Source organism: Saccharopolyspora oryzae, from assembly GCF_027853915.1.
In the GTDB taxonomy this organism is placed as follows: domain Bacteria; phylum Actinomycetota; class Actinomycetes; order Mycobacteriales; family Pseudonocardiaceae; genus Saccharopolyspora; species Saccharopolyspora oryzae.
Genome location: NZ_JAQGLA010000089.1, coordinates 19717 through 27338, shown reverse-complemented (window position 1 = coordinate 27338; position 7622 = coordinate 19717). Strand labels below are relative to the sequence as shown.

Here is a 7622-nt window from a genome sequence, read left to right as displayed (position 1 = left end):
GCTGTGCCAGCCCACGGCGCTCAGCCCTCAGTGGTGGTCAGGGGCGGGGGTCGGGTTTGCGGCGGCGGCTGGGGATCGCCGCGACGAGGGTGAACAAGACCGCCGCGGCTTGGAGGGACAGCAGGGCCGTGCGGGGCAGCTCGGTGAACCCGACCTGGACCTCTGCGGCCTTCTCCGGCAACGGGATCGCCACCTGGTGTCCCCAGGCCGTGGTCAGGGGGAGCTCCTTCCCGTCGACCCGGGCGTACCAGCCGGGCTCGTTCTCCGCGCCGAGGACGAGCGCGCGTCCGAGTCCGCCTTCGGAGACCCGGACGGTGAAGTTCGGCAGCTGCGCGGCGACCGGGAGCGGACGGGCTTCGGGAGTCGGTTCCGGTTCGGTCTGCGCCTGGCGCGCCAAGTCGGGACCGACCAGCTTGACCGGCGAACTCGGCAGCAGCAGGCGCAGGACCCGACTGCCGTCCGGGAGCCGTTCCTGCTCGTTCACCAGGCCGTGGCCGAGCTCCGACACTTGGGAGTCGCTCGGCACGACCACGAACTCCGCGCCCCGAGCGGCCACCGCGGCGAGCGCCTCCCGCACCCGACCGGGATCGGCGGAGCGCAGATCGCCGTCGACCTGGCGGAGCCAGTCGGCAGCGGTTCCGGCCGGTGCCAGGTCGTCGTCGCCGAAGCGCGGCCCGGAACCGGTGACCAGCCGCGCGGGCTGCTGCCCCGGGTCGAGCACCAGCCGCGTTCCAGTCGGCCCGGCCAGCGGACGCTGCGGGCCGAGCGGGCCGCTGATCACCGCGAAGGCGGAGCTGACCACCAGTCCGAGCAGTACGACGCCCAGCGCGGCGAGGCCGAATTCCGGCCGCACCGCGGGGAACTTCGCGGGCATCTTCAGCTGTCCGGCCTGCAGCACGATCCAGCTGCACCCGACCGCGACGAGCACCAGCGGCCCGCCCGTCCAGCCGACGGTCGCGATGCCACCGCTGATCGGCTCGGCCGCCGAACCGTCCACCGCGGCCGCCAGCAACCAGCCGAAGACCGCGACTCCGACCGCGGGCAGCATCCGCTTGTCCCAAGCGAACGCGAGCACCACCACCGCGGCCAGGACGAACAGCACTCCAGGCACGCTCGCCGCCGAACCGTCCGGGCTCAACGCCAGCAACCACGCACCAGCTGGCTGCTCCACAGCTCGAGCGCCGAGCCCGTGCAGCAACACCTCCGGATTCTTCAGCAGCACCACGGGCCACGGCAGCAGGCAGGCGACGGAGAGCAGCACCACCGCGGCCAGCCCGGCCACCCGGTGCTGGCTGCGCGCGTTCTCCCCCGGCAGCAGGACGTGCGCGAGCAGCGCGAGCACGATCAACGACAGGTGCAGCAGCGGGGAGAACGCACCGAGCAGCGCCAGGCCCAGCGCGGTCAGGCAAACCCGGCCCAGCCACTTGCGATCGGAACGCCTCATCACCGCAGCGATGCCGGCGAGCAGCGGCGGCACCATGATGTGCGCGACGACCACGTCCACACGCCCCTGCCCCGCCGACAGCAGAGCCGCCGGCAGCACGGCGTACGCACCTGCCGCGATCGCGCGGCGCAGCGGCGGGACCGGGAGCCCCCGGGTCGCGAAGTAAGCGCTGAGCCCCGCGAGCGGAGCCCCGAACAGCAGCAGGAGCGACACCACCACCGACGGTCCACCTAGGACACTGCCGAGCAGCGCCAGCACCAGCAGCGAAGGCGACGCCGGAGAACTCGTGCCGCCGTCGACCGGATGCCACGCGGCCACGTAGTCCCGCCAGGTCGTGCCGAGGTCGGCCACCGGAAGCAGTCGCCCACCCGCCAGACCCGATCCGAGCCGCCCGGCGACCAACGCGTTGATCAGCGCGAACAGCAGCAGCGCGGCGACGAGCACGAAGGGCGGGGACGACAGCAGCCGCAACACCCTGCCGCGGCTGACCAAACCTCCGCGGGCGTTGTCGCGCGGCGACGGCGAAGGCCGACGTTCCAGCCGCTCGAAGACGTCGCGGCGGATCAGCTTGCCCGGCTCCACCTCGGCAGCCGCCGGATCGTCCCCGGCCGCCGCCAGCAGTTCGGCCAGCTGCTCCGGCTTCGGCGCGGAATCGCCGCCCAACAACCACAACCAGCGCCCGGGGTCGGCCCACCGCCGCTTCCCGAGCGCCACCGCATCCGCGACCGCAGTGGCGAAGGAGGTGTCCCGCGGCAACGTCAGCACGTCGTCGACGACCTGATCCGCGCGCGCCTGCTCCAGCAGTTCCGCGCTGCGGTCGGCCGAACCGGTGTCCACCACGACCACGCGGCGCGGTCTCTCGGACTGCTCACCGAGCGCGGCGAGCACTTCCGGCAGCCACGCTTCGCCGTCCCGACACACCAACACCGCCAGCACCGGCGCGCTCAAAGTCTTCCTCCTGCCGAGCAGATCCACCACCGCACGAACGGTAATGCACCAGCAGCGGAAGAAAACCCGCCGAAATGACCTGATTCAGGCGTGATCGGCGGGCAGCGGCCTCAGACTGCGCGGCGCTTGAGCTTGCGGCGCTCCCTTTCGGACAGTCCGCCCCAGATCCCGAAGCGCTCGTCGTGCTGCAACGCGTACTCCAAGCACTCGGAGCGCACCTCGCAGCCCTGGCAGATCCGCTTCGCCTCCCGCGTGGAGCCGCCCTTCTCCGGGAAGAACGCTTCCGGATCGGTCTGCGCGCAGAGCGCCCGTTCCTGCCACTCCTGCTCTTCTTCGGACATTTCGAACAGTTCGGCAAGAACGTCGAATTCCGCGACGGCGGGTGCGTCCCCACGCTCCGCCAAGCGGCTGTCTCCTGATTCCCACATCGCTGGACTTCCCCCGATTTCTCCCGTTCCCGCCGGCCCTCCCCAGGGCCGGAACAGGACGCACTCCATGCTCACGGGTGGTCTGGCCCCTCACGAGGACCTCGCAACTCCGACGGCGGCGCCGTCGCCGACCGGGTGCGCCGCTCGCCCTCTCTCCGCCAGCGGCACCTCGACCGACCCCGTGCCCGACCAGGTCTCCCGCACCCGGTCGTCCCGCTGTCGCGATCTCCCCTCCCGAGGAATGATCATTTCAACGGTGAATGACACTGCTGTGATTACACCCGTGTAGCTCCTTGCGGTCAAGCGGAGACCATCCGTAGGGGGACACCCGGACAGCGCCACCGCACCACCACCGAGCTCCGCTGAACGCACGCTTTCGGCGCAGCGCCAGTACTCCGTCCGCCGGAACAGATCCCCCGCACGGAGTCCCGAGATCATGAATACCACTACGCGATCACTCGTGCCCCGCCGCGTGGCCGCCCGGTTCGTGGACACTGGGGTCGTGAAGAGCTCCACGACCCGCATCAGCCCCCTGTTCCTGGCGTTCCTCGGACTGACCGTGCTGGGCGGCGTGCTGGCCACCTTCGACAGCAACCTCGCGCGGACCACCGGCGTCCTGCTGCTCGTGCTCGGCGGCTGGACGACGTCGCTGTGCCTGCACGAGTTCGGCCACGCGGTCACCGCGTTCCGCGGCGGGGACCTCTCGGTGCGCTCGAAGGGCTACCTGACGCTGGACCCGCGGCGCTACACCGATCCGATCCTGAGCATCGTGCTGCCGCTGATCTTCGTGGCGCTCGGCGGGATCCCGCTGCCCGGCGGCGCGGTGTGGATCAACCACCACGCGCTGCGCTCGCGCCGCACCGAGTCGATGGTGTCGCTGGCCGGACCGCTGACGAACCTGGTGCTGGGCCTGCTGATCGCCACCGCGGTCGCCGCGGTGCCGATGCCGATCGGGCTGGCCTCCGGCCTGTCCTACCTGGCCTTCCTGCAGGTGATCGCATTCGTGCTGAACATCCTGCCGATCCCCGGCCTGGACGGCTACGGCGCGATCGAACCGTACCTGTCCGCCCCGGCCCGGCAGTTCGGCGAGAAGGCGCGACCGTGGGCGCCGCTGGTGCTGTTCCTGCTGCTGATCGGCGTTCCGCTCGTCGGCCGGATGTTCTTCCAGCTCGCCTACTTCGTCTTCGGCCTGGTCGGCGGCGACACGACGCTCACCGCGCTCGGGCAGGCGATCTTCCGCAGCGTGTTCGGGTTCTGAGAACCTGTCTGACGAACTCGTTTTGCGTGGCGGTGCGGGTAGCGGAACCTCAGCGCCCGCCTGGACTCCGGGTGCCCGACCTTATGTATGCCAATACACGGCGGTCAGGCCGTCCTCGCCAGGCGAACGCTGAGAACCCGCAGCGGCGCCAGCGCCGAGGGTGGGCTATGCGCCTGCGGCGCATACAAGCAAAAGATCACAAACCGGGATCGAAGCCGGACTCTGAGGTTCCGCATCCTCCTGGAGCGGGCTCCGTGCGAGGATCGGAACCGTGAAGGTCGTAGTTCTGGTCGGTGGAGTCGGTGGCGCGCGGTTCCTGCTCGGGGTGAAGGCAGCACTGGGCCTGCCCGCCGTGGGCGAGCCGCAGCAGCAGTCCGAGCACGAGGTCACCGCGGTGGTCAACGTGGGCGATGACGTGTGGATGCACGGGTTGCGGGTGTGCCCGGACCTGGACACCTGCATGTACACCCTCGGCGGTGGCATCGACGAGGCGAAGGGCTGGGGTCGGGTCGACGAGTCCTGGTCGGTCAAGGAGGAGCTGGCCGCCTACGGCGCCGAACCGAGCTGGTTCGGGCTCGGCGACCGCGACATCGCCACCCACCTGGTGCGCTCGCGGATGCTGCGCGCGGGTTATTCGCTGTCCGCGGTCACCGAGGCGCTGTGCGACCGGTGGCGTCCGGGCGTCGGCCTGCTGCCGGTGACCGACGAGCGGGTGGAGACCCACGTCGCCATCGACGACCCGGAGACCGGTGAGCAGCGGGCCGTGCACTTCCAGGAGTGGTGGGTGCGGCACCGCGCGGAGCCGAAGGCGCACGCGATCGTGCCGGTCGGGGCGGACGAGGCGAAGCCGACGCCTGCAGTGCTGGACGCGCTGCAGCAGGCCGACGTGGTGCTGATGGCGCCGTCGAACCCGGTGGTCAGCATCGGAACGCTGCTGGCGGTGCCGGGTTTCCGCACCGCGCTGCGGGAGACCTCGGCGCCGGTCGTGGGCCTGTCCCCGATCGTCGGCGGACGGCCGCTGCGCGGCATGGCCGACGCCTGCCTGACCGCGATCGGCGTGGAGAGCACCGCCGAGGCGGTCGGTCGGCACTACGGCTCGCGGCAGGACGCCGAGGGCGTTCTGGACGGCTGGCTGGTGCACACGGGTGACTCCGCTGAGATCCCCGGCGTGGAGGTGCGCTCGGTGCCGCTGCTGATGTCCGATGTGGACGCCACCGCCGCGATGGCGCAGGCGGCGTTCGACCTGGCGCGGGAGGCGCGATGAAGGACCACGCGGCGGCAGGCGGGTTGCAGCTGTTCGCGGTTCCCGGGCTGCCGGAGTTCGGCCCCGGCGACGACCTGGCGGCGTCGATCTCGGCGGCCGCCCCGTGGCTCAGCGACGGCGACGTCGTGGTGGTCACCAGCAAGGTGGTGTCCAAGGTCGAGGACCGGATGGTGTCCGCCCCGCTCGACCCGCAGCTGCGCGACGAGCTGCGCCGCGAGCTGGTGCTGTCCGAGGCCACCCACGTGGTGGCCCGGCGCGGCCGGACGCTGATCACCCAGAACAAGCTCGGCATCGTGCAGGCGGCCTCCGGCATCGACGCCTCGAACGTGCCGCAGGACCAGATCGCGCTGCTGCCGGAGGACCCGGACGCCTCCGCGCGCCGCCTGCGGGCCGGGCTCGCCGAGCGGCTCGGGGTGCAGGTCGGCGTGGTCGTGACCGACACGATGGGCCGCGCCTGGCGGGTCGGTCAGACCGACGTGGCGATCGGTTCGGCCGGTGTCGGCGTGCTGCACGACTACGCGGGCAGCACGGATTCGCAGGGCAACGAGCTGGCCGTGACGCTGGTCGCGGTGGCCGACGAGATCGCCGCCGCGGCGGACCTGGTCAAGGGCAAGCTGGGCGCGGTCCCGGTCGCCGTGGTGCGCGGTCTGACCACTGTGGACGACGGTTCGTCCGCGCGGGACCTCGTCCGCACGGTCGACGAGGACCTGTTCGCCATGGGCACGGCCGAGGCGCTGGCGCAGGGCCGCCGCGAAGCGGTGCTGATGCGCCGCTCGGTGCGGCAGTTCGCGGACGCCCCGGTCGACGAGGACGCGGTGCGACGCGCGGTCGGCTCGGCGCTGACCGCGCCCGCCCCGCACCACACCCGCCCGGTCCGCTTCGTGTGGCTGCGCGACCGCCCGCTGCGGTCGAAGCTGCTGGACGCCATGCGCACGGCTTGGCTGGACGACCTGCGCGCGGACGGCATGCCGGAGGACGCCGCCCAGCGGCGCGTGAACCGGGGCAACCTGCTCTACGCCGCCCCGGAGCTGGTCCTGCCGTTCCTGGTCCGCGAAGGTGCGCACGACTACCCCGACGAACGGCGCGGGGACGCGGAACGGCAGATGTTCACCGTCGCCGGCGGCGCTGCGGTGCAGGGACTGCTGGTGTCGCTGGCGGCCGAGGAGCTCGCCTCGTGCTGGGTGTCCTCGACGATGTTCTGCCCGGACGTGGTGCGCGCGGCACTGGACCTGCCGGACTCCTGGGAACCGCTCGGCGCCGTCGCGGTCGGCCACCCGGCCGAGCCGGTCGACGGCCCGCGCGAACCCCGCGACCTCGACGACGGATTGGTGGAGCTGTGAGCGGACCTCAGGCCGACGCGCTGCGGGTGCTCGGCGACTGGCGCCCGACCGACCCGCAGCAGGAAGCGCTGCGGCACGCCTTCCTGACCTTGCTGGACGCCCGGGCCGACGCGTGCCTGCGAGCCTGCGAGCCCGGGCACGTCACCGCCTCGGCGGTGCTGCTCGACGCGGCCGGCGAGAACGTGCTGCTGACGCTGCACCCGCGCGTGGGCACGTGGTTGCAGCTGGGCGGTCACTGCGAGCCGGAGGACACCACGCTGGCCGGGGCGGCGCTGCGCGAAGCGACCGAGGAGTCCGGTGTGGACGGTCTGGTGGTGGATCCGGATCCGGTGCACCTCGACGTGCACCCGATCACCTGCTCGCTGGGCAAGCCGACCCGGCACTTCGACGTCCGCTTCGTCGTCCGCGCCCCGGAAGGAGCCGAGCCGACCCGCAGCGACGAGTCCCTCGACCTCCGCTGGTGGCCGGTGAACGCCCTCCCGGACAACACCGACATCGACCCCCTGATCACCGCCGCCCGCCAGCGGCTCTGATCAAGCGGTTTCCTTGAACACGGCGGCTTCGAGCCGCCGCACGCGCGCTTCGATGCTGTCCGCCTCGGAACCGGACAAGGTCGTCTCGATCAGGACGCGGATCCAGGCTGTGGCTTTCATGTCTTCCTGAGCAGCCCGAACGCGCACTCGATCCAGCAACGACTTCGGCAGCCGCAGCGAGGTGGTGATCATCGGATCGGACGGCGCGGGCTCGGTCTCCCAGTGCCCGGCGTCCATCTCCGCACTCACGTCGGTGTTGTCGTAGTGCTGCGCGAGCTCATTCAACTTCGCCATGTCCCTCACCTTCTCTTACGCCGGAAGGCACGGCGCTCTCTATGGGTCATTTCTCGTGCCGTCACCACGTACCAACGCCCGTCCGCTCCATCGGCCAAGACGACTAACAGGTA

Annotated in this window: 7 protein-coding genes; 4 read left to right on the top strand and 3 right to left on the bottom strand. The window is 71.5% G+C overall.

From position 1 onward, the window contains the following. Nucleotides 1-37 precede the first annotated feature (37 nt). Both OU415_RS32390 and OU415_RS32385 read right to left on the bottom strand, forming a co-directional pair. On the bottom strand, nucleotides 38-2422 hold the full coding sequence (locus OU415_RS32390; protein WP_270953303.1) for a glycosyltransferase family 2 protein: 2385 nt from the start codon (nucleotides 2420-2422) through the stop codon (nucleotides 38-40). 80 nt (nucleotides 2423-2502) lie between these two features. Then, entirely contained in the window at nucleotides 2503-2733 is a 231-nt protein-coding gene (locus OU415_RS32385) for a WhiB family transcriptional regulator (RefSeq protein ID WP_170210513.1), read from the bottom strand. A 589-nt stretch (nucleotides 2734-3322) separates the two neighbouring features. Between OU415_RS32385 and OU415_RS32380 the strand changes: the two genes are divergently transcribed. The 4 genes from OU415_RS32380 to OU415_RS32365 all read left to right on the top strand — a co-directional run bounded on the left by OU415_RS32380 (nucleotide 3323) and on the right by OU415_RS32365 (nucleotide 7215). Beyond that, entirely contained in the window at nucleotides 3323-4078 is a 756-nt protein-coding gene (locus tag OU415_RS32380; protein WP_270953302.1) for a site-2 protease family protein, read from the top strand. 271 nt (nucleotides 4079-4349) lie between these two features. Next, entirely contained in the window at nucleotides 4350-5342 is a 993-nt protein-coding gene (cofD, locus tag OU415_RS32375; protein WP_270953301.1) for a 2-phospho-L-lactate transferase, read from the top strand. Further along, nucleotides 5339-6682: a coenzyme F420-0:L-glutamate ligase gene (locus OU415_RS32370; RefSeq protein WP_270953300.1), complete on the top strand. Its 1344-nt coding sequence runs from the start codon at nucleotides 5339-5341 to the stop codon at nucleotides 6680-6682. Before cofD ends, OU415_RS32370 begins: the two co-directional genes overlap by 4 nt. After that, nucleotides 6679-7215 (top strand): NUDIX hydrolase, encoded by a 537-nt coding sequence (locus OU415_RS32365; RefSeq protein ID WP_270953299.1) that lies wholly within the window; start codon nucleotides 6679-6681, stop codon nucleotides 7213-7215. The genes OU415_RS32370 and OU415_RS32365 overlap by 4 nt, the downstream gene beginning before the upstream one ends. Here the strand turns inward: OU415_RS32365 and OU415_RS32360 are convergent, their stop codons facing one another. Further along, nucleotides 7216-7509, bottom strand: a complete 294-nt coding sequence (locus tag OU415_RS32360) for a hypothetical protein (RefSeq protein ID WP_270953298.1) — start codon at nucleotides 7507-7509, stop codon at nucleotides 7216-7218. Nucleotides 7510-7622: the final 113 nt, after the last annotated feature.

Excerpts from the sequence above, each read along its gene's own strand:
- OU415_RS32385 (WP_170210513.1), bottom strand. The coding sequence starts at position 2,733 with ATGTCCGAAGAAGAGCAGGAGTGGCAGGAACGGGCGCTCTGCGCGCAG.
- OU415_RS32360 (WP_270953298.1), bottom strand. The coding sequence starts at position 7,509 with ATGGCGAAGTTGAATGAGCTCGCGCAGCACTACGACAACACCGACGTG.
- OU415_RS32370 (WP_270953300.1), top strand. The coding sequence starts at position 5,339 with ATGAAGGACCACGCGGCGGCAGGCGGGTTGCAGCTGTTCGCGGTTCCC.